This window comes from Streptomyces sp. MCA2 (genome assembly GCF_023544705.1).
GTDB lineage: Bacteria > Actinomycetota > Actinomycetes > Streptomycetales > Streptomycetaceae > Streptomyces > Streptomyces decoyicus.
In genome coordinates this window covers 120,064-137,354 of sequence record NZ_JAMJFM010000020.1, presented here as the reverse complement: position 1 = coordinate 137,354, position 17,291 = coordinate 120,064, and the positions used below count along the sequence as shown (strand labels likewise).

Here is a 17,291-nt window from a genome sequence, read left to right as displayed (position 1 = left end):
AACGGGACCGGGCGGCAGGGGCTCCGGGACCGGAGCACCCGGCCCGGGACTTCGCCCCGTACCGCAGCAGCGCCCTGCGCCACCCGCACCGGCCGCTGGTCGAGATCGACCACCGTGCCGACCCGGAGGCCGTGGAGCTTCGCGGCCCCGCGTTCGGCGTCACGGACATCACCGACCTGGACGCCGATCTCACCCGGCAGCATGCCGGCGAGCCGCTCGGCGAACGCCTCACGGTCACCGGCCGCGTCCTGGACCGCACCGGCCGCCCCGTACGGGGTCAGCTCGTCGAGATCTGGCAGGCCAACGCCTCCGGCCGGTACGCCCACCAGCGCGATCAGCACCCGGCCCCGCTGGACCCCCACTTCACCGGCGTCGGCCGCTGTCTGACCGACGACGAGGGCCGCTACGCGTTCACCACCGTCAAGCCCGGCGCCTACCCGTGGCGCAATCACCACAACGCCTGGCGCCCGGCCCATATCCACTTCTCGCTCTTCGGCTCGGCGTTCACCCAGCGGCTGATCACCCAGATGTACTTCCCCGGCGACCCGCTCTTCCCCTACGACCCGATCCTCGGCTCGGTCACCGACCCCGCTGCCCGCGCCCGTCTGGTGGCCGCCTACGACCACGAACTGTCCCGCCCGGAATGGTCCTTGGGCTACCGCTGGGACATCGTCCTGGACGGCCCGTCCGCCACCTGGATCGAGGAAAGCCGCTGATGCCCCGCCCCACCACCCGTCACGACCTGCCCCACGCCCCGACGCACGACCTGCCCCACGACCCGACTCACGGCCCGACTCACGGCCCGACTCACGGCCCGTCCGACGAAGCGTCCGGCGCCCCGCCCGTGCCGCTCGCCCCGACCCCCGCCCAGACCGTCGGACCCTTCTACGGCTACGCCCTCCCGTTCCCCGGCGGCGAGCGGATCGCACCGGCCGGCCACCCCGGCACGGTCACCGTGCACGGCTGCGTACGGGACGGCGCCGGTGCTCCGGCCCCGGACGCGCTGCTGGAGTTCTGGCAGGCGGGCCCGGACGGCAGCCTCACGGGCGCGCCGGGTTCGCTGCGCCGCGACCCGGTCACCGGCGCGGTCATCGGCCGCAACGGCGTGGACTTCACCGGGTTCGGCCGCGTACCGACCGACGCCGACGGGCACTACGTCGTCCGCACGCTGCCGGCCACCGCTCCCGCCGGGTGCCCGGACGCCGCGCCGTACCTCGCCGTGTGCCTCTTCGCGCGCGGACTGCTCCACCACCTGTTCACCCGGGTCTACTTCCCCGAGCATGCGGCGGCCCACGCCGCCGACCCGCTGCTCGCGCGGCTGCCGGCGGAGCGGGCGAAGACCCTGCTCGCCCGGCCCGACGGCCCCGGCCGGTACCGTTTCGACGTCCATCTCCAGCAGGCGGAGGACGGCACGTACGAGGAGACGGTCTTTCTTGCCTTCCGATGACATGCCGGGGGCCGAGGCGTCCCAGGCCGCCGAACTCCCTTACGACGCAGCGGACATGGGGCTGCTGGCGCCGTCCTGGGCCGGGTCCGAGGTGGCAGCCGTCACCGGTGACGCCGGGTATCTGCGCGCCCTGCTCGACGCCGAGGCCGCGCTGACCCGTGCCCAGGCCGCCCTCGGCCTCGCGCCGGAGCGGGCGGCCGCCGCCGTCACCGCCGCGGCCGCCGAGCCCCACCGCCATGATCCCCGTACCCTCGCGCTGCGCGCCCGTGCCGCGGGCAACCCGGTGGTCCCGCTCGTCGCCGATCTGACGGCCGCCGTCGCCGGCCGCGACGCCGAGGCCGCCGCGTATGTCCACCGGGGCGCCACCAGCCAGGACATCCTGGACACCGCCACGATGCTGGTCTGCGCCCGCGCCCTGGACACCGTCCTGGCGGACCTCACCCGCACCGCCGGCGCGCTGCGCCGCACGGCCGCGGAACACCGCGACACACCGATGGCGGGCCGCACCCTCACCCAGCACGCGGTGCCGACCACCTTCGGCCTCAAGGCCGCGGGCTGGCGCAGTCTCGTGCTCGACGCCCGGGAGCGGCTCGCGTCCGTGCGGGCCGCGCTGCCCGTGCAACTGGGCGGTGCGGCCGGGACCCTGGCCGCGTTCCACGCCTACGCGGAGGCGGAGGGCGGGCCCGTGCCCGCTCCCGGACTCGGCGGCCGGCTGCTCGCCCGCTACGCCGCCGAGACCGGACTCGCCGAACCGGCCCTGCCCTGGCACACCTTGCGCACCCCGGTCGCCGATCTCGCCGGTGCGCTCGCCTTCACCGCGGGCGCCCTCGGCAAGCTCGCCGCCGATGTCCTCACCCTCTCCCGCACGGAGCTCGGCGAGCTCTCCGAGGGCAGCGGCGGGGGATCGTCCGCGATGCCGCACAAGGCCAACCCGGTGCGTGCCACGCTGATCGCGGCCGCCGCCCGGCAGGTCCCGGGCCTGGCCGCGGTGCTGTACGGGTCCCTCGCCGCCGAGGACGAACGCCCGTCCGGTGCCTGGCACGCCGAATGGCAGCCGCTGCGGGAGGCCCTGCGGCTGGTCGGCGGCGCGGCCCGGGACGCCGCCGAACTCACCGCGGAACTGCGGGTCCACCCGCACCGCATGCGGCAGAATCTCGACGCGACCGGCGGCCTGGTCGTCACCGAACGCCTCGTCGCGGCCCTCACCGCCCTGACCGGCCGCGACGAGGCCCGCCGCATCATGGACACGGCGGCCCGGCGCACCACGCAGGAGGGCATCGAGCTGGCAGCGGCGCTGCACGACGCGCTGGAGGCCGCCCGCCGGGACGAAGACGGCGCGCCCGCCGAGGCGCCGACGGCCCCCGCTCCGTCCGACCCCCCGGCCGTCTCGTCCGACACCCCGGCCCCCTCATCCGGCACCCCGGCCCCCTCGTCCGGCACCCCGGCCCCCTCACCCGGCATCCCACCCTTCCCCGCCGCCCGTCTTCGCCAACTTCTCGACCCCACCGACTACTTGGGGTCCGCCGGTGCCTTCGTGGACCGCGCGCTGGCACGCACCGAGAACGACCCGCAGGAGCCCGTATGACCCACCCGCCCGCCGCCCCGCTCATGCACCACACCGTGGACGGACCCGAAGACGCCCCGCCGCTCCTCCTGGGCCCCTCGCTCGGCGCCTCGCTGGCCGTCTGGGACCCGCAACTCCCCGCGCTGGCACGGCAGTTCCGCGTCGTGCGCTGGGACCTCCCCGGCCACGGCGGCACCCCCACCGACGTACTGGGCCCCGCACCGGCCCCGACGACCACCGTCCCCGAGCTGGCCCGGCTGGTCCTCGATCTCGCCGACTCGCTCGGCATCGGCCGTTTCGCCTATGCCGGGGTCTCGCTCGGCGGTGCCGTCGGGGCCTGGCTCGCCGCCCATCACCCCGAGCGGATCGCCTCGCTCGCCCTGATCTGCTCCGCGGCACGGTTCGGGGAGCCGGCGGGCTGGCGGGAGCGGGCCGCGCTCGTACGGGAAGCGGGGGTCGGACCGGTCGCCGAGACGTCCGCGAGCCGCTGGTTCACCCCGGCCTTCGCCCACTCCCCGGAAGCCACCGCCATGATCGACGCGCTGCGCGACAGCGTCGCGCCCGCGGGCTACGCGGCCTGCTGCGACGCCCTCGCCGCCTACGATCTGCGCGACGACCTGGCCCGGATCACCGCCCCCACGCTCGTGGTCGCGGGCCGCGCCGACCCGGCCACCCCGCCCGCCCGCTCCCGTGAACTCACCGACGGCATCCCGGACGCGAGCCTGGTCGAACTCTCCGCCGCCGCCCATCTCGCCGGCGTCGAACGCCCGGCCCCGGTACTGGCCGCCCTCCTCGGCCATCTCGCGGCGCATCCCGACGACGGCCCGGCGGCCCGGGCCCCCGGCGTCCCCGCCACGGACGACCGTTCCCGGCACGCGGCGGGTACGGCCGTACGCCGGGCCGTCCTCGGCGACGCGCACGTGGACAGGTCCCTGGCCCGTACCAGCGCCCTCACCGAGGTCTTCCAGGACTTCCTCACCCGCTACGCCTGGGGCGAGATCTGGACCCGCCCCGGCCTGTCCCGCCGGACGCGCAGCTGCATCACCCTCACCGCGCTGGTGGCCGGCGGTCATCACGACGAACTGGCGATGCATCTGGAGGCCGCCCTCCGCAACGGCCTCACCCCGCAGGAGATCCAGGAAGTCCTCCTCCAGTCGGCCGTCTACTGCGGCGTGCCGGCCGCCAACGCCGCCTTCGCGATCGCCGACCGCATCGTCGCCGCCCACCTCGCCGACCCGGCACCGCACCGTGCGGAAGGAACCGAGAAGTGACCCGCACCCGCCACACCACGGTCGGCATCGTCGGCGGCGGCCCGGCGGGGCTGCTGCTCGCCCGGCTGCTGCACCGGTCCGGGGTCGACTGTGTCGTTCTGGAGAGCCGGGACCGCAGCTATGCCGAGCAGCGGCAGCGCGCGGGAATGCTGGAACAGGGCACCGTCGACGTCCTGCGCGCCTGCGGGGCGGGGGAGCGGATGGACCGTGAGGGGCTGGTCCACGACGGGATCGAGCTGCGTTACGACCGGCGCGCCCACCGTCTCGACTTCCCGGCGCTGACCGGCGGACGGCGGGTGACGGTCTACGCCCAGACGGAAGTGGTCAAGGACCTGATCGCCCTCCAGCTCGACGACGGGGCGCCGCTGCTGTTCGGCGCTCAGGCGCTGGCGGTGACGGGGGCGGACACCGGCCGGCCCCGTATCCGCTATCTCCACCAGGGCCGCGAGCAGACCCTGACCTGCGACTACGTCGTCGGCTGCGACGGCTTCCACGGCGTGACCCGGGAGGCGATACCGGAGCGCGCACGCCGCACCTACGAGCGCAGCTACCCGTACTCCTGGCTCGGTGTGCTCGCCGCCGCCCCGCCCTCCTCCGACGAGCTGATCTACGCTCACTCCGAGCGGGGCTTCGCGCTGTTCAGCATGCGGACGCCGACCGTCAGCCGGCTCTACCTCCAGGTCCCCAACGGCACCGACCCGGCGCACTGGCCCGACGCGCGCATCTGGGACGAGCTGGAGGCGCGGGCCGCGATCGACGCCCCCTGGAAGCTGGAGCGCGGGCCGCTCACCGCCAAGGCGGTGCTGCCGATGCGGAGTTCGGTCACCGAACCGATGCGGTACGGGCGGGTGCTGCTGGCGGGCGATGCGGCGCATATCGTGCCGCCCACCGGAGCCAAGGGCCTCAACCTCGCCGTCGCCGATGTCACCGTCCTGGCCCGCGCCCTCGTCCAGCGGCACCACACCGGCTCGACGGAGCTGCTCGACGCCTACTCCGACACCTGTCTGCGCCGGGTCTGGCGCGCCGAACACTTCTCGTCCTTCATGACGACGACCCTGCACACCGGCCCCGGCCAGAGCCCGTTCGACACCCGGTTGCAGCTCTCCCAGCTCGACCGGATTGCCACCTCCCCGCACGCCGCCGCGGAGCTGGCGGAGAACTACACGGGGCTGCCACTGGAGTGAGGCCTGTTCACCGGGCGTGCCGGTAGCGGACCAGCAGCATCGCCGCGTCGTCGTGCAGCGGCCCCTCGACATGCTCGACCAGGTCCTCGCGCACCGAACGCAGTGCGGTCTCCGGGTCCGGGTCCTTGAGCAGCGCGGCGCGCTCGTCGAGGGGGTAGAAGCGGCCCAGGGCGTCGCGGGCCTCGGTGACCCCGTCGGTGTAGAAGAGCAGCTGGTCGCCGGGCGTGAACGGCACCTCGTAGGGGACCGGCGCGCCCGCGTCATGGAGGCTCAGGCCGAGCGGGAGGGCGCGCTCGGGCGGTTCGGCGAAGGCCACCGAGCCGCTGGGGCGGACGACCAGCGGCGCCGGATGGCCGAAGTTCAGCAGGGTGGCGTCCGGGCCGTCACCGATCTCGGCGAGCACCGCCGTGACGAACCGTTCGCCGGACAGATGGCGGTTCAGCGCCCGCTCCACCCGCTCGCCGACGGCCGGCAGATCCGGTTCGTCGTGCGCCGCCTCCCGGAAGGCCCCCAGCACCACCGCCGCGCTCTCCACGGCCTCCAGTCCCTTGCCCTGCACATCGCCGACGATGATCCGCACCCCGGCCGGCGAGGTCACCACCTCGTACAGATCGCCGCCTATCCGGGCCTTCGCCATCGCCGAGGTGTACGAGACCGCGATCCGCAGCGGGCCCGCGCTGCGCGGCACCGGGCGCAGCAGGACCCGCTGGGCGACCTCGGCGATGGAGCGGACGCTGACCAGCTCCGCCTCGCGCCGCTGCCGCATCACCGCGGCGACCACTCCGGCCGCGGTCACCCCGGCCACCGACAGCAGTGCGGTCAGCCCGCGCCGGCTCTCGAACAGACCGTTGTAGACGCCCAGCCCGAGGCAGAGCACGAACGCCGTCATGCCGACCACGGCGGTCCGCCGCCAGCCGCCGACCAGCCCGGCGAACGCCGGACCCAGCGACACCAGGGGCAGGAATCCGACCCCCGGGCCCGCGGTGAGGTCGACCGTGGTGACCACGGCCATGACCGCGTAGGGGAGCGCGGGCAGCACACGGGAGCCGGTGCGCTGCTCCCCGTTCTCCACGGACAAGGTGTTCTCCGACGGTGTCAGGCGAAGTGATCGGGCAAGGTCAGGCAAGGCCGGGTAAGGCCGGGCAAGGGGGCCGTCGGCCGTCGGAGTGTCCGAAAGCAGCCCCCCGGCCCCCGACCTGAGCATAGGCAACTTATGCCGTACCGAAATACCTCGAATGCGCGCTGTTACCGAATTGCAGTGGCCCGAACGGCCGGAAAGCGTCCGTGCCCGACGGGCCGCGGATCTTACGGACCCATGACACGGCGGCTCAGGCGCGGGCCGGAACGCCCGGCCCCGCTTAGCGTGACGGGCATGCGTGTACTGGTCACCGGCGGCGCCGGGTTCATCGGATCGCAGGTCGTCGAGGCGCTCCTGGCGCGTGGGCACGAGCCCGTCGTGCTCGATGCGCTGCTGCCCTCGGCACACCCCGAGCCCCCGCCCCCGCGCCCGGGGGAGCGGCGGATCATCGCCGACGTACGGGACCGGGCGGCCGTCGACGCGGCCCTGCGGGGCGTGCACGCGGTCTGCCACCAGGCGGCGATGGTGGGCCTCGGCAAGGACTTCGCCGACGCGCCCGACTACGTGGGCTGCAACGACCTGGGCACGGCGGTGCTGCTGGCCGCGATGGCCGCGGCCGGGGTGCGCCAGCTGGTGCTCGCCGGGTCGATGGTGGTCTACGGGGAGGGGCGCTACACCTGTCCCCGCCACGGGGTGGTGCGGCCCGGCCCGCGGGCGGTGGCCGACCTGGAGGCCGGACGGTTCGAGCCGCGCTGCCCGGACTGCGGTGCGGAGTTGCGGCCGGGGCTGGTCGGCGAGGACGCGCCCACCGATCCGCGCAACGTCTATGCCGCCACCAAGCTCACCCAGGAACATCTGGCCGCTTCCTGGGCGCGCGCCACCGGCGGCCGGGCCGTCGCGCTGCGCTACCACAACGTCTACGGGCCCGGGATGCCGCGCGACACCCCGTACGCGGGGGTGGCCTCGTTCTTCCGCTCGGCGCTGGCCCGCGGTCAGTCGCCGACGGTCTACGAGGACGGCGGCCAGCGGCGGGACTTCGTCCATGTACGCGATGTCGCCACGGCCAACACGGTGGCCCTGGAAGCCCTGCCGGACCGGGCGGCGGGCACCCTGACCGCGTACAACACGGGCAGCGGAGCGCCGCACACGGTCGGCGAGATGGCGCGGGCCCTGGCCGAGGCGTGCGGCGGGCCGGCACCCGTGGTGACGGGGGAGTACCGGCTCGGCGACGTACGGCACATCACCGCGTCGTCGCGGCGGATCGCCACGGACCTCGGCTGGCGGGCGGCGACCGGCTTCGCGGAGGGGATGCGGGAGTTCGCCCGGGAGGGGATGAGGGCGGCGCCGGCGGGGTGACCCACGGCGCGGCCGGCCCGCCGGAACCCGCGTGCCACAGGAACCTGAAGACACCTCCCCTCGTCCGCTTCTGATGCATAGGTGACGGCGTGACCCACTCCTCTCCTCCCACCCCCCGAACCGCCCCCGTGGATGTCGTACTGCCCTGCCTCGACGAGGCCGCCGCGCTGCCCTGGGTGCTGGCCCGCATCCCGGCCGGCTGGCGGGCGATCGTCGTGGACAACGGCTCCACCGACGGCTCCGCCGAGATCGCCCGCGGCCTGGGCGCCACCGTGGTGCACGAACCGCGCCGCGGCTTCGGCGCCGCCTGCCATACCGGGCTGCTGGCCGCCGACGCCGACATCGTCTGCTTCTGCGACTGCGACGCCTCCCTGGACCCCGCGCTGCTCATCCCGTTCGTCCGCGCCGTCCGGGACGGCGACAGCGATCTGGTGCTGGGCCGCCGCCGCCCCCAGGGACGCGGTGCCTGGCCGCCGCACGCCCGGCTGGGCAACCTCGCGCTGGCCCGGATGCTGCGCCGGCGCACCGGGCTGCGGCTGCACGACCTCGGCCCGCTGCGCGCCGCCCGGCGTACCGGACTGCTCGGCCTCGGCCTCACCGACCGCCGCAGCGGCTACCCCCTGCAAATGGTCGTCCGGGCCGCCGACGCGGGCTGGCGCGTGGAGGAGCGCGACGTGCCCTACCGGCCGCGCACCGGCCGTTCCAAGGTCACCGGCACCTGGCGCGGCACCTGGCACGCGGTACGCGATATGCGCACCGTCCTCAACCAGCCGCCGCTCGCCCCCCGTCCGCAGGAGACGGCCCGATGACCGAGCCCGCAGACCGTCCCGGGCGTCCCGGCCGACCCGAGCATCCCGCGCATCCCGACCGTCTTGAGTGTCCCGGGCCGACGACGGTCCTGGTCATCGCCAAGGAGCCGGTGCCCGGCCGGGTCAAGACCCGCCTCACCCCGCCCTACACCCCCGACGAGGCCGCCCAGTTGGCCGAGGCCGCGCTGTACGACACCCTCCAGGCCGTACGCGCCATGCCCGCCCGGCGGCGGGTGGTCGTCCTCGACGGCCGCCCGGGGAGCTGGCTGCCGGCCGGCTTCGACATCCGGCAGCAGTGCGACGGCGGCCTCGACGAGCGGCTCGCCGCGGCCTTCGCCGGCAGCGCGGGCCCGACCCTGCTCATCGGCATGGACACCCCTCAGGTCACCCCGCAACTCCTCGCTCCCGCACTGGACTTCGGTGCCTGGGACGACTGCGACGCCTGGTTCGGCGCGGCCGAGGACGGCGGATTCTGGGCGCTCGGCCTCGCCGCCCCCGACCCCCGGCTGCTGCGCGGCGTCCCGATGTCCACCGCCCGCACCGGCGCCGCCCAGCGCGCCCGGCTGACCGCCGCCGGGCTGCGGGTGCGGGACCTGCCGCCGCTGCGCGATGTCGACACCGCGGACGACGCGGAGCGGGTCGCGGCCGCGGCACCCGCCGGACGGTTCGCCGCCACCCTCGCCCGGCTGACCCCGGTCACCGGACGATGAGCACCGCCCTGCCGCCCACGGCAGCATCCGACCGCCATGACACCGTCACCTGGGGCGCCGACCCCTACGCCGACGCGCTGCGCAGTGGCCGCGGCCCGCTCTTCCTGCGCCGCAGCGACGGCTGGCTGCTGCCGCTGGAAGTGGAGCGCTGGTGCGCCGGCGCGGACGCCGCCGATCTGTCGGCGCTGCGCCGCTGCGAGGGCGCCGTCCTCGACATCGGCTGCGGCCCCGGCCGGCTGGTCGCCGCGCTCGCCGCGCAGGGCCGGCGGGCCCTCGGCATCGACGTCAGCGCCGCCGCGGTGGCCCGCACCGCCGCGACCGGCGGCTCCGCCCTGCACCGCTCCGTCTTCGACTCCCTCCCGCACGAGGGGAGTTGGGGCACCGCACTGCTCCTCGACGGCAACATCGGCATCGGCGGCGACCCGTGCGCCCTGCTCGCCCGTACCGCGGAACTGGTCACCCCGCACGGCCTGTTGATCGTGGAGACCATCCCCGCGGATGTCGACGAACGCGTCCAGGTCCGGGTCGAGCGCGGATACCACCTCCGCCCCGGCACCCGGCGCGCACCGGGCGACCCGTTCCCCTGGGCCCGGGTCGGCGCCCCCGCGCTACTGCGCCACGCGGCCACCGCCGGCTGGACGCCCGTCGACCAATGGACCGTCACGGACCAGGCCGACCGGATACCGGGCACCGAACGCTGCTTCGTCTCCCTGCGCCGCCGGTCGGGCCCTACGTGCTGAGGCCGTGATCCCGGGCGAGGTCGCTGATCGTCCGGGCCGTCGAGAGGTCTCGTTCGGTGATCCGGTCGCCGGCCTCGTGCGTGGTGAGGGCGAACGTCACGGTGTTGTACAAGATCGTGATGTGGGCATGGTGGTTCGCGGCGTCCTCGGCCGGCGCCACGGCGGCATAGAACGAGGGCAACTGGTCTCGCTCGCCCTTGTACGAGGCCGTCAGCGCACCCCCCCCTTCACCGTCCAGCCCGGCAGTTCGGTCAGAGCGGAGGCGATGCGCTGGTCCGTCAGCGGCTCCACGGCCATGGTGGTTCTCCTTCGATGGGATCTCGGTGGGATGTTCAGGCGGCGATGGCGGGATCGAGTGCGCGACCGATCCCGGTGGTCGCCCAGGGCTGCCGTGCGGCACGCGGAACCGTTCCCGGGTACCTGCATGAGTAGTCATCGTGGAACGGAGTGCGGAGGCGCGGACCAGCGAGTTCTGACGGAACCATGACGCCCCCGCCGCCGAACCCCCGTCGCCGTCCGCCGGCGCCTAGCGTGCCGCTGTGACCTTCCGAACGACTCCCCGGCCGGCCTCCCGCGCGGCCTCCCGAGGGCGTGCCGTGTGCCGCCTCGATCTGGCGGCTGCCGCGGCCGGCGCCCTCCTCGTCATCGTTGCCGCGGTCGTCGGGACCGTCATCGAGCGCGCCAACGGCAGCCTGCATGTCAACTGGCCGCCGCTGTACGCCTCGTGGTTCCCGCACCTGGGACCCGGCACCCCGGCCGCGCTCGTGGTAGCCGTCGTGGTGATCCTTCACGGGCCGTCCCTCGCGGCCCGGTTGCCCTGGCGCCGTCTCGTCCTGGCGGGGTGGGCCGCCGGCATGGCCTGGACGGCGGCGCTGGCGCTGATAGACGGCTGGCGGACCGGTATCGCCGGCCGCCTCACCACCGCGTACGAGTACCTGACCGTCATCCGCCGCTTCGACGACCTCGGGCCGGCGCTGCGCGGCTTCACCCAGCACATCCTCGACAACGCGCCGGACCACTGGCCCGCCCATGTCGCCGGGCATCCGCCGGCCGCCGTGCTGACCTTCGTCGGCCTGGACCGCATCGGTCTGGGCGGTGGCGGCTGGGCCGGCGTCTGGTGCATCACCGTCGGCACCTCCGCCGTGGCCGCGGTCCTCGTCGCGCTGCGCGCCCTCACCGACGAGCCGACCGCCCGCCGGGCCGCCCCGTTCCTCGTACTGGCCCCGGCCGCCGTCTGGGTCGGCACCTCGGCGGACGGCTACTTCGCGGCCGTCGCCGCCTGGTCCCTGGCATTCCTCGCCCTCGCCGCCACCCGCCGCACCGGCCATCCGGCCGCCGCCGCCCTGGTCAGCGGTCTCCTCTTCGGTCTGACCTGCTATCTCTCCTACGGCCTCACCTTGGTCGCGCTGATCGCCGCGGCGATACTGCTGCTCACCCGCACCGTGCGCCCGCTGCCCCTCGTGGCGGCCGGGGCGGGGGTGGTCGCGGCCGTCTTCACCCTCGCCGGATTCTCCTGGTGGGAGGGCTACCACCTGCTGGTCGAGCGCTACTACCAGGGCGCCGCGGCGGTCCGCCCGTACGCCTACTGGGTGTGGGGCAATCTCGCCTGCACCGTCCTGATCACCGGCCTGGCGACGGTGGCGGGTCTGCGCCGCGTTCTCGTGGCGGCCCCCACCGCCCTGCGAGGGCTCCGCCCGTCCGCCGGGCCCCTGCGCGCCCCCTCCGACCGGCTGGCCGTCCTGGTCCTTGCCGTGCTGCTCGCCCTGCTGGTCGCCGACCTCTCCGGGATGAGCAAGGCGGAGACCGAACGCATCTGGCTGCCGTTCGCCGTCTGGCTGCCGGCGGCCTGCGCCGTGCTGCCCGATGCCCGGCGGCGCACCTGGCTCACGGCCCAGGCGGTGTTGGCGTTGCTGGTCAACCACCTTCTGTACACCGGGTGGTGAGGGTGCATCAGCAGGCGGGAAGGGGTCAGGCGAGGTAGGGGCGGGTCGAGTTCACCCGGCCGGGGCGCAGGATCCGGATCGGGCCGAGATTGCAGGACGGGCAGTCGGAGAGGGTCAGCGGAGAGGGGACACGGGTGCCGCGGGCGAAGTAGTCGGCGCGTCGATGGCCGGACAGATCCGTGGTGTGCCGGATCTCGTACTCCTCTTCCCAGCCGTGTCCGCAGTGCAGACAGACGAATGCATAGGCCTCGTGGACCGTCTCGGTGTCCCGTTCCATGGTCATCACGCCCTCTCGGGCCCGCCGCGCTCGCGCCGGGCCGGATGCATGCCGCACCTCCCATTATTGCGCTCGGCAACGCGGTTCGCGGGGGCAGATCCCCGGACCGCCGAGGACCTTTCGCAGGGCCCGCCACCAGGCACGATGCCCTCACCGGGTATAAAGGCGCCATGGGGCAGCACGACGCGCACGGCGCACCGCGGCCGGCCGGGGCGGCCGCGCCCGGCGAGGATCTCGATCATGACGTCGAGGAGGTCATCGCCGCCGTGCTCACCGCCTCCCGGCTGCTGGTCGGGATCTCCGCCCGGGCGCTGGGGCGCCTGGCGCCCTCCCTCACCCTTCCCCAGCTGCGGGCCCTGGTGGTGCTGGACGGCCAGGGCCCGGTCAAGCTCGCCGCGCTGGCCGGCGCGCTGAACGTCAACCCGTCCACCGCGATGCGGATGGTCGACCGGCTGGAGGCGGCCGGCAGCGTCACCCGGCAGGCCCGCCCCGGCAACCGCCGCGAGGTCGTACTGAGCCTGACGGACGAGGGCCGCCGCCTCGTCGAGCGGGTGCTGGCCGACCGGCACACGGAGATCGCGGAGATCGTGGCCCGGCTGCCGGACGCCCGGCGCGCCGGGCTCATCGACTCGCTGCGCGCCCTCACCGACGCGGCGGGCGAGCCTCCCGTGGCCCCGCGACCGGCACCGCCGCCCGAATCGGCCGCTCCCTGAGGAGGCCGGGACCTCAGCCCCGGGTTTCCTCCAACGCCCGGTACACCGCCGTGATCAGCCCGCGGTTGCGCGGGTCGTCGCCCGTCGTGCCACCGCCGTACTTGTTCATGGTGTACGCGTAGGACAGCCGGTTCTCCGGATCCGCGAAGGCGTAGGAGCCGCCCGCGCCACCGTGGCCGAACGCCCCCGGATTGGGCCCCGCCTGGCCCTGGTGGTTGAGCATGTAGCCGAGGCCCCAGCGGTGTTCGTGGCCCGCCGGGGCGAGCGCGTCGATCGTCAGATCACGCTCGCCCGGCAGGCTCTGCGACCGCCGCATCGCCTCCAGGGTGCCGGGCCCGACGAGCTTGCCGCCCGCCAGCGCGCCGTACACGGTCGCCAGCCCGTGGGCGCTGGCGTGGGCGTTGCCCGCCGGGATCTCCGCCGACCGGTAGGCGGCGCTGTTGACGTCGCCGGTGGGGATGGAGGTCAGCGCCAGCATCACCACGGCCAGCGGATGGTCGGAGAGCGACCGGAACGGCGGCACAGGTGCGCCGGGGAACTGCTCGGCGATCCGCGCCTCGTTCAGCTGCCCGACCATGTCGGCACAGCGGGCGTGCTCCTCGGCGGGGGTGCCGATGTACACCGCGGCGTCCAGCGGCCCGGCGATCTCGTGGCGCAGGAACGTGCCGAGGGACTGCCCGGTGATCCGCCGTACGACCTCGCCCACCAGATATCCGAAGGTCACCGCGTGATAGCCCTGTGCGGTGCCCGGCTCCCACCAGGGCGGGGTCGCCGCCAGGGTGGCGCACACCCGGTCCCAGTCGTAGGCGTGCCCCGCGGGGAGCGGCTCACGGGGCGCGATCAGACCGGCGCGGTGGCTGAGCAGCCAGCGCACGGGTATGTCCTGCTTGCCGGCCTGCGCGAACTCCGGCCAGTACCGCGCGACCGGCGCATCGAGGTCCAACTCGCCCCGGTCCACGAGCAGATGGGCGCACAGCGCGGTCATCCCCTTGGACGTCGAGTAGACGTTCACGAGGGTGTCGCGCTGCCAGGCGCGGGTCCCGGCGGCGTCCGCGTGGCCGCCCCACAAGTCGACCACCGCCTCGCCGTCCACGGTCACCGTGACCGCCGCGCCGATGTCGCCGTGCTGGCTGAAGTTCCGCTCGAACGCTTCCCGCACGCCGGCGAAACCCGGTGCGCAGCGGCCGTCGACGGTGGCTGGTCCCACGGTGGCTCTCCTCGCGTCGTCCGTGTGCGGTCATGGCGTACTTCCGTACTTCCATACGTACGTACGGCGTCCCGTACCGGATGATCCGTCCCGGTCGATGCCCGTGGCAACCATGTGAGTCCGGACGGCTCAGCGCCGCGTGTCCGGATTCCGCCCCCGCCGCCCGGGGCACCTCCACCTCCGCCCACCCCGGCCCCTGACCCGGCTCCCACACCGTTTCCGCCCCGATTTCCACACCGTTTCCGCCGCCGACCGATGAATCGGCACCCCGGACGCGGTCTGCCCCACCGGCCCCACTGACCACACCACCGGAGGACACCATGTCTGCCACCACACCCGCCGCCCCCGCCACCGTCCAGCCGGTGATCGTCACCCCTGACCTCGGCCGCCTGAAGGCCTTCTACGGCGGACTGGTCGGCGCCGAGGAATTCACCCGGGTGCCCGAGGAGGGCCCGGTCTTCTTCGTCGGACTGCGGATCGACGGCTCGGAGCTGGGCCTCGTGGCCGACGAGAGCGTCCCGACCGGCACCCCGACCCGGATCCTGCTGAGCATCGCGGTCGAGGACGTCGACGCTCTCCTGGACCGGGTCGCACCGCTCGGCGGCAAGGTGCTCGGCCCGGCCAACGACATGCCCTGGGGCCAGCGGGTCGCCCATGTCCAGGACCCGGACGGCAACGCGGTGAACCTCACCCAGCCGGTCTGAGGACGCAGCCGCCCGAGGGCCGGTTCCGGGCGCCCGTCCACCCCGCCCGGACGGGCCTCCGGTCGCACACACCGGTCCGCGGGGCGAGCCTGGAAGCGTTCGGCTCCCGGAGGACGGCGGCTAAGGAAGGTCCCACAGTGAACAGCGCACAACAGATGCCCGCGACGGAACATGTATCGGCCGAGGTGGTGGTGGAACTGGAGAGCTGCGCGACACAGGACGCCCATGCGGTCTTCAGCGCGCTGCGCACCTCCTTCAGCTCCGACCGGGCCGCGGACGACGTACCCGAAGAGGTGGCCGGGCCGGGCTCGACCGTGTGGACCTCCACTTTCGACGTGAGTGAGCGCAAGGCCGCGGCCGAGCCCCGCCGGCTCACCGCGCCGGTCCTGGTCAGCCTCCAGGGCGGCTACTGGGCGGTCGACGAGCTGTGCAAGGGCCTGGAGTCCGCGTTCGCGGTGCACATCCTCGGCACGGCCGCCGGCGACCAGGAGAAGGAGGTCGAGCTGCGGCTGGAGACCCGTTAGCGGGTCGGCCCCGAGGGGCGGGGAAGGCACGGGCACGGCGCACGACGAAGCCCCGCCCAGCGGCAGCCGCGCCCACGGCCCGGAACGGAAAGGCATGAGCGAGTGGAGTCCACCCATCATCCGGCGGGCACCGACGGCGCGTCGGCGGCGGCCGGTCAGTGTTCCGAGCTGGTCCTGCACATCAACGCGGAGGCGCACCGGCTGACCCTGGACCACCGCACCACGCTCCTGGACGCGCTCCGCGAACACCTCGGTCTCACCGGCGCCAAGAAGGGCTGCGACCACGGACAGTGCGGCGCGTGCACCGTGCTCGTCGACGGACGGCGTGCCAACAGCTGTCTGCTGCTCGCCGTGGCCCAGGGCGGGCGGCGGATCACCACGGTCGAGGGCCTGGCCGACGGGGAGCGGCTGCACCCGCTCCAGGAGGCCTTCATCGAGCGGGACGCCTTCCAGTGCGGCTACTGCACCCCGGGCCAGCTGTGTTCGGCCGTCGGGATGCTGGCCGAGGCGGCGGACGGCTTCCCGTCGCATGTCACCCCGGCCACCGCCGTCTCCGGGACGCCCGTCACGCTCACCGACGACGAGATCCGCGAGCGGATGAGCGGAAATCTGTGCCGCTGCGGCGCCTATCCGCGGATCGTGGACGCCGTCCGGGAGGCCGGTACCGAAGCCGGTACGGCCACCTGGACGGACGGCCGTCCGCCGGGGCAAGGAGCGGCGTCGTGAAGCCGTTCGGGTATCTCCAGGTGGCGAGCGTCGAGGAGGCCCTTCGGGCCGTGGCCGGGCAGCCCGGCGCCCGCTTTCTCGGCGGCGGCACCAACCTCGTCGACCTGATGAAGCTGGGAGTGGAGCGCCCGGAGCTGCTCGTCGACGTCACACGGCTGCCGCTCGACCGCATCGAGGAGCTGCCGGACGGGGGACTGCGGATCGGGGCGATGGTCCGCAACAGCGATCTCGCCGCTGCCGCCCCCGTACGCGACCGCTACCCCGTCGTGTCGCAGGCGCTGCTGGCCGGCGCCTCGGGGCAGCTGCGGAACACCGCGACCACCGGCGGCAATCTGCTCCAGCGCACCCGTTGCCTGTACTTCCAGGACATCGCCAAGCCCTGCAACAAGCGTGCCCCGGGCACCGGCTGCCCGGCCCTCGACGGCGCCCACCGCGACCTCGCCGTACTGGGCCACTCCGAGCACTGCGTCGCCACCCAGCCGTCGGACCTGGCGGTGGCGCTGGCCGCCGTCGACGCCACCGTTCATCTGCGCGGCCCCGACGGCGAACGCAGCGTCCCGGTGACCGACTTCCACCGGCTGCCCGGCGACCGCCCCGACCAGGACACCGTGATCCGGCCCGGCGAACTGCTCACCGCCCTCACCCTGCCCCCCGCGGCACCCGGCGCGCGCTCGCGCTACCGCAAGGCCCGCGACCGTGCCTCGTACGCGTTCGCCCTGGTCTCCGTCGCCGCCGTGCTGGAGGTGCACGACGGCGTCGTACAGCGGGCGGCGCTGGCGTTCGGCGGGCTCGCGCACCGGCCCTGGCGCGCCCGCGCGGCCGAAGAGGTGCTGCACGGCGCGCCCGCCACCGAGGACACCTTCGCCCGTGCCGCCGACGCCGAACTCGCCGCGGCCCGGCCGCTGCGCGACAACGGCTTCAAGGTCCCGCTCGCCCGCAATCTGGCCGTCGGTGTGCTGGCCGGTCTGGCGGACCCGGCCACCGACGGCTGACACCCCCACCCACAGGAGGAAGCCCCGCAACCCCTGCCCCCGTCCC

The 17,291-nt window shown here is 74.6% G+C and carries 19 protein-coding genes; 15 read left to right on the top strand and 4 right to left on the bottom strand.

Annotated elements, in window-relative coordinates:
• The 5 genes from pcaH to M8I34_RS18950 form a co-directional block, all read left to right on the top strand.
• Nucleotides 1-716 (top strand): protocatechuate 3,4-dioxygenase subunit beta (gene pcaH, locus M8I34_RS18970; RefSeq protein ID WP_250050602.1); only part of this gene is annotated, 716 nt, incomplete at its 5' end.
• A complete protein-coding gene (gene pcaG, locus M8I34_RS18965) occupies nucleotides 716-1,447 on the top strand; it encodes a protocatechuate 3,4-dioxygenase subunit alpha (protein WP_250050601.1) in 732 nt (243 codons plus the stop codon). The genes pcaH and pcaG, both read left to right, overlap by 1 nt.
• A gap of 1 nt (nucleotide 1,448) precedes the next feature.
• Nucleotides 1,449-3,032 carry a 3-carboxy-cis,cis-muconate cycloisomerase gene (pcaB, locus tag M8I34_RS18960; RefSeq protein WP_374210938.1) on the top strand — a complete coding sequence of 528 codons (1,584 nt, stop codon included), beginning with the start codon at nucleotides 1,449-1,451 and terminating at the stop codon, nucleotides 3,030-3,032.
• Nucleotides 3,029-4,282: a 3-oxoadipate enol-lactonase gene (gene pcaD, locus M8I34_RS18955; RefSeq protein WP_250050600.1), complete on the top strand. Its 1,254-nt coding sequence runs from the start codon at nucleotides 3,029-3,031 to the stop codon at nucleotides 4,280-4,282. Before pcaB ends, pcaD begins: the two co-directional genes overlap by 4 nt.
• Nucleotides 4,279-5,466: a 4-hydroxybenzoate 3-monooxygenase gene (locus M8I34_RS18950; RefSeq protein ID WP_250050599.1), complete on the top strand. Its 1,188-nt coding sequence runs from the start codon at nucleotides 4,279-4,281 to the stop codon at nucleotides 5,464-5,466. The genes pcaD and M8I34_RS18950 overlap by 4 nt, the downstream gene beginning before the upstream one ends.
• A gap of 7 nt (nucleotides 5,467-5,473) precedes the next feature.
• Here the strand turns inward: M8I34_RS18950 and M8I34_RS18945 are convergent, their stop codons facing one another.
• Nucleotides 5,474-6,478 (bottom strand): PP2C family protein-serine/threonine phosphatase, encoded by a 1,005-nt coding sequence (locus M8I34_RS18945; RefSeq protein ID WP_250050615.1) that lies wholly within the window; start codon nucleotides 6,476-6,478, stop codon nucleotides 5,474-5,476.
• 360 nt (nucleotides 6,479-6,838) lie between these two features.
• Between M8I34_RS18945 and M8I34_RS18940 the strand changes: the two genes are divergently transcribed.
• From M8I34_RS18940 to M8I34_RS18925, 4 genes are all read left to right on the top strand, one after another.
• Nucleotides 6,839-7,900 (top strand): NAD-dependent epimerase/dehydratase family protein, encoded by a 1,062-nt coding sequence (locus M8I34_RS18940; protein WP_250050598.1) that lies wholly within the window; start codon nucleotides 6,839-6,841, stop codon nucleotides 7,898-7,900.
• Nucleotides 7,901-7,989: 89 nt separating this feature from the next.
• Entirely contained in the window at nucleotides 7,990-8,709 is a 720-nt protein-coding gene (locus M8I34_RS18935) for a glycosyltransferase family 2 protein (RefSeq protein ID WP_308372430.1), read from the top strand.
• A complete protein-coding gene (locus tag M8I34_RS18930; RefSeq protein ID WP_250050597.1) occupies nucleotides 8,706-9,419 on the top strand; it encodes a DUF2064 domain-containing protein in 714 nt (237 codons plus the stop codon). Before M8I34_RS18935 ends, M8I34_RS18930 begins: the two co-directional genes overlap by 4 nt.
• The gene (locus tag M8I34_RS18925) at nucleotides 9,416-10,159 is read left to right on the top strand and encodes a bifunctional 2-polyprenyl-6-hydroxyphenol methylase/3-demethylubiquinol 3-O-methyltransferase UbiG (protein WP_250050596.1); all 744 of its coding nucleotides are present in this window, start codon (nucleotides 9,416-9,418) and stop codon (nucleotides 10,157-10,159) included. The genes M8I34_RS18930 and M8I34_RS18925 overlap by 4 nt, the downstream gene beginning before the upstream one ends.
• On the opposite strand, the gene M8I34_RS18920 is transcribed toward M8I34_RS18925, so the two are convergent.
• Nucleotides 10,149-10,340: a 4a-hydroxytetrahydrobiopterin dehydratase gene (locus M8I34_RS18920; RefSeq protein WP_250050595.1), complete on the bottom strand. Its 192-nt coding sequence runs from the start codon at nucleotides 10,338-10,340 to the stop codon at nucleotides 10,149-10,151. The two genes, M8I34_RS18925 and M8I34_RS18920, sit on opposite strands and share 11 nt — an antisense overlap.
• Nucleotides 10,341-10,698: 358 nt before the next feature.
• On the opposite strand from M8I34_RS18920, the gene M8I34_RS18915 reads away from it, so the two are divergent.
• A complete protein-coding gene (locus M8I34_RS18915; protein ID WP_374210937.1) occupies nucleotides 10,699-12,102 on the top strand; it encodes a hypothetical protein in 1,404 nt (467 codons plus the stop codon).
• 25 nt (nucleotides 12,103-12,127) lie between these two features.
• Here the strand turns inward: M8I34_RS18915 and M8I34_RS18910 are convergent, their stop codons facing one another.
• Nucleotides 12,128-12,385 (bottom strand): hypothetical protein, encoded by a 258-nt coding sequence (locus M8I34_RS18910; RefSeq protein ID WP_250050594.1) that lies wholly within the window; start codon nucleotides 12,383-12,385, stop codon nucleotides 12,128-12,130.
• 164 nt (nucleotides 12,386-12,549) lie between these two features.
• On the opposite strand from M8I34_RS18910, the gene M8I34_RS18905 reads away from it, so the two are divergent.
• Nucleotides 12,550-13,092 (top strand): MarR family winged helix-turn-helix transcriptional regulator, encoded by a 543-nt coding sequence (locus M8I34_RS18905; RefSeq protein ID WP_250050593.1) that lies wholly within the window; start codon nucleotides 12,550-12,552, stop codon nucleotides 13,090-13,092.
• Nucleotides 13,093-13,105: 13 nt separating this feature from the next.
• Here the strand turns inward: M8I34_RS18905 and M8I34_RS18900 are convergent, their stop codons facing one another.
• On the bottom strand, nucleotides 13,106-14,299 hold the full coding sequence (locus tag M8I34_RS18900) for a serine hydrolase domain-containing protein (protein WP_250050592.1): 1,194 nt from the start codon (nucleotides 14,297-14,299) through the stop codon (nucleotides 13,106-13,108).
• A 320-nt stretch (nucleotides 14,300-14,619) separates the two neighbouring features.
• Here M8I34_RS18900 and M8I34_RS18895 point away from each other — a divergent pair, with 320 nt between their 5' ends.
• The 4 genes from M8I34_RS18895 to M8I34_RS18880 all read left to right on the top strand — a co-directional run bounded on the left by M8I34_RS18895 (nucleotide 14,620) and on the right by M8I34_RS18880 (nucleotide 17,245).
• Entirely contained in the window at nucleotides 14,620-15,003 is a 384-nt protein-coding gene (locus M8I34_RS18895; RefSeq protein WP_250050591.1) for a VOC family protein, read from the top strand.
• A gap of 137 nt (nucleotides 15,004-15,140) precedes the next feature.
• The gene (locus M8I34_RS18890; protein WP_037840090.1) at nucleotides 15,141-15,527 is read left to right on the top strand and encodes a hypothetical protein; all 387 of its coding nucleotides are present in this window, start codon (nucleotides 15,141-15,143) and stop codon (nucleotides 15,525-15,527) included.
• 102 nt (nucleotides 15,528-15,629) lie between these two features.
• Nucleotides 15,630-16,253: a (2Fe-2S)-binding protein gene (locus M8I34_RS18885; protein ID WP_374210936.1), complete on the top strand. Its 624-nt coding sequence runs from the start codon at nucleotides 15,630-15,632 to the stop codon at nucleotides 16,251-16,253.
• Nucleotides 16,250-17,245: a xanthine dehydrogenase family protein subunit M gene (locus tag M8I34_RS18880; RefSeq protein ID WP_250050590.1), complete on the top strand. Its 996-nt coding sequence runs from the start codon at nucleotides 16,250-16,252 to the stop codon at nucleotides 17,243-17,245. Before M8I34_RS18885 ends, M8I34_RS18880 begins: the two co-directional genes overlap by 4 nt.
• Nucleotides 17,246-17,291: the final 46 nt, after the last annotated feature.